Origin of the sequence: Levilactobacillus fujinensis (assembly GCF_003946335.1) — a bacterium.
In the GTDB taxonomy this organism is placed as follows: Bacteria; Bacillota; Bacilli; order Lactobacillales; family Lactobacillaceae; genus Levilactobacillus; species Levilactobacillus fujinensis.
In genome coordinates, this window is record NZ_RHNX01000078.1 from 1 (window position 1) to 3,197 (window position 3,197).

Here is a 3,197-nt window from a genome sequence, read left to right on the forward strand (position 1 = left end):
CAAAAAAGAGGCCCAATTCGTAAATGAATTGAACCTCCGAAATTCCCTCCATCAACACCGGTTGACAAAGAGCCTTTTATTATCGAAAAATTCATTTGAATACGTGAATTAGTGATTATCGACATGTGACTGATGGAAAATTCTGAAACCAAGCCACGTCATGCCAGCCATCAAAATTGCTAACAGACTAAAAACAAGTTGGCCATTTAACATGATTGCAGTGTGACCGTTAGTTCTGAACGGAACTGCTAGTAATGTTGCACCAAAAGTTGTTCCGAGGGACCCAGCCAGTTGTTGGCCAGTACTATATAGTGCATTCAAATCGGGCTGAACTGACTGGGGGACCCGCTGCATGGCAGTGGTCAGAGTATTACCGAAACTCATGGTACGGCCGATACTAAAGATTATGAAAAAGAAAACGATACCGGTGAGTTGATGACGCCGCGCACACAAAGTCAAGCCGATTAATCCGCTTAGCATGGCTACCAACCCGCTACAAATGGGAAGCTGGCCACCAAAATGATCATATAGCTTACCAAACCAGGGATTTATCAAGGCAACTAGCAGGCTACCAGGAAGCAAAATAAGTCCACTGTTAAGGGCATTGACTTGCTGCCCTAGCTGGACGATGGTTGGAATGACCAGACTTACGGCTAGATTGATAAGCTGAATCATCGTGTAAAGTAGAAAGGTTGCTTTAACTGCGGGACGTTTTAGAAGTGATAGATCTAGCAGATTAGTTGAATCGTGCTGACGTAACCGATTGAACTGTCCTAGTAGACCGCCACAGATACAAATTAACGTTAAGACAATTAAGATGTGTAACCAGTCATCTTTAATCTGTCCCAATGCAAAATTAAAGATCAGGAAAATCGTTATCAGTAAGAAGAATTGCCGCGTTTGAAATTTAAGTGGTTGTCCTGGATGTGAGAAATGTTTTAATGTGCGTCGTCCCAAAATCCAGGTTAATAAAACAATTGGGAGGGTAGTGAGAAAGATGAATTGCCAACCTCCCCACGTTACCATGAGCCCACCAACTCTAGGTCCCAAGGCCGGGGCCAAGTTTACAATCATACCCGCAGAGATTTACATTTTCTCCAAGCCCTGACGCTGTTCTTCATCAATAATATGCGTGTACAAACCAGTGGCACTGGTTGAGTTCTGACCGAGCTGGGTGGCAACTAGTTGCTCATTCTTAGTTGCCAGATAAAGTTTGGATGCTAAGGTGTGCCGGAGTTTATGGGGTGTAATTCGTACTTTAAAGGCAGCAGAATACTTGGCAACCATCTTTTCCATCGAGTTAGCTTGCATTCGTGATGCCTGGCCCCGATAACTACTGAGAAATAGGGCACGATCGCTATTTGTGGCGTGATAAATTTCAGTTCGTTGATTAATGTACGTCTGAATGTAGGGCAACGTCCAAGGTGCAATCGGGACGGTATCTCGTTGCCCGCCCTTGCGGACAACACCAATCGTACCGGTCTTTAGATTGAGGTGCCGGAGATCCGCATTAGCTGCTTCGGACACCCGGAGACCGCTGCCTAATAGTAAGGCATTAATAGCGAGATCACGCTGCTTATCACGATGAAAATACCGTTTTTGAGCAGGCGAAAGCTTCGCATCATACTTATTGTCAATGAAGTCGAGGTAATCGTGATCTGTATTTCCCAGCATCAGCTTTGTCTTTAGATTAGCTGCTCGAGTCGCATAGGTTTCACTGGTTCTGACCAGAGAAATTTTATGCATCACGTTACGATCAAAGTAAGCTTCACCGGTTTCATCCTCGGTGTCCTCGGTGAGATACTTAAATAGCGAGGAGAGGGCGTTTAATGAGCGATTAATCGTCGGATGAGTTCGGCTGCCAGGAGCACCCGTTAGCTTCGTTTGATTAAGCAGGGCAGATTTGTATAATTCAACCGTTTCTTTTTTGAGTTTAGCCAAGACCTGAATGTCAATGTCCACAGGATGAGCAGCAGGGGTAAGACCTTCACTGATCAGCCAATTGAAGAAGCGGCGAAATTCCGTGAGGTATTGGTATAATGTGGCTGGGGACAGGGGAATCGTTGCTTTTGCTTGGTAATATTCTTGGACGTACCAGGGCGCACTGGCCAGTTCTTCGTTGATTAATTTTAGATAATGTTGCTTTTCCATAGAAACGGCCTCCAAACATATGTTCTCATTAATCTTTATGATACTGGTGAAAATTGAAATAATCAAGTCCCTTGGCTTAATTTTTAACGACTACTGTCTTTAAAATATCTGTTTTAATGAAAGTAGTTCGTCATGATAGTCACCGGTTACTAGAATAGCTTAACTAATCTGTACTGCTTACTGGTTGAAACTTCGGTCTTGGCATGGCTTTTTAGCCAGTACGTATAGGTTTAAATTAAAAAACAGACGGGATTCTGGATAATCAGATTGTCCAAAGTTCATGAATTATTCGTGGACGAATGGTGAGTATAGCGGTTGTTTTCGGCATATTATAATAATTTCTGGATCCAGACTGTAAGGAACAATCAATCTCACGGTGAACAACCAACCGTCAGCTAGCGTGGCTGGTGGCTACTGGTCTCGTTGCTGAGAAGTAATTCAAGTGAAATTCAACTCTCGGTAACAGCAGCAAAATTCGGCCCCCAAGTATACGTTGATTCTAAGCGTACGTTCAGACTTTGGGTGGAGAACTTCATCACGAGGATGCCGTAGAATACGCGTAGAAAGTCTGACAACAGTGAATTTTCTGGTAGACTTAGCTATTAGCTAGCGGTTATGTACGACAGCAGATCCATTCTGATGTAGATTGTAATAGATTTATTGAACGGCTGGGCGAAGATATTTTAATTGACGCTTAACTGCGGATACCTAAAAGCTATTACTAAAGTATTTGGCTACAGCAGACATAGCTCTAAAATTTGTGTGCAAGCAAAATACAGCAACGACGACCAAACAGGGGTGGCCAATCTCACGGATAATATTTAAAATATATTCTACTTTACATAATATATATTATCGAAAGTAGTCTTCGATAATAAAAATAAAGCTTCAGCTGGTAAATCCAAATATAAAAGGCGCGGCTCCTTGTCAAGTAGACAGCTAAATAATTAAAATCATTATGCAGTATTCTTAACGGCATGATTCCGGTATTCTACTGGGGTCATGCCGTTTAGTGTTGGTTGGCGTCGCGAATTATTATACCAATC

At 42.7% G+C, this 3,197-nt stretch carries 3 protein-coding genes; all 3 read right to left on the minus strand.

Going from position 1 to position 3,197, the window contains the following annotated elements; genetic code table 11:
- Positions 1-108: 108 nt before the first annotated feature.
- On the minus strand, positions 109-1,074 hold the full coding sequence (locus EKM89_RS13635; protein ID WP_125689320.1) for an MFS transporter: 966 nt from the start codon (positions 1,072-1,074) through the stop codon (positions 109-111).
- Between the two features lie 12 nt (positions 1,075-1,086).
- Positions 1,087-2,151, minus strand: coding sequence for a tyrosine recombinase XerS (gene xerS / locus EKM89_RS13640; protein ID WP_125689322.1), 1,065 nt, complete (start codon positions 2,149-2,151; stop codon positions 1,087-1,089).
- Positions 2,152-3,107: 956 nt separating this feature from the next.
- The coding region (locus EKM89_RS13645; protein WP_164510537.1) for an IS3 family transposase at positions 3,108-3,197 on the minus strand (90 nt) is incomplete at its 5' end.

What these genes read in the sequence shown, in the direction of transcription:
- EKM89_RS13635 (WP_125689320.1), bottom strand. Translation starts at nt 1,074, where the DNA reads ATGATTGTAAACTTGGCCCCGGCCTTGGGACCTAGAGTTGGTGGGCTC.
- xerS (WP_125689322.1), bottom strand. Translation starts at nt 2,151, where the DNA reads ATGGAAAAGCAACATTATCTAAAATTAATCAACGAAGAACTGGCCAGT.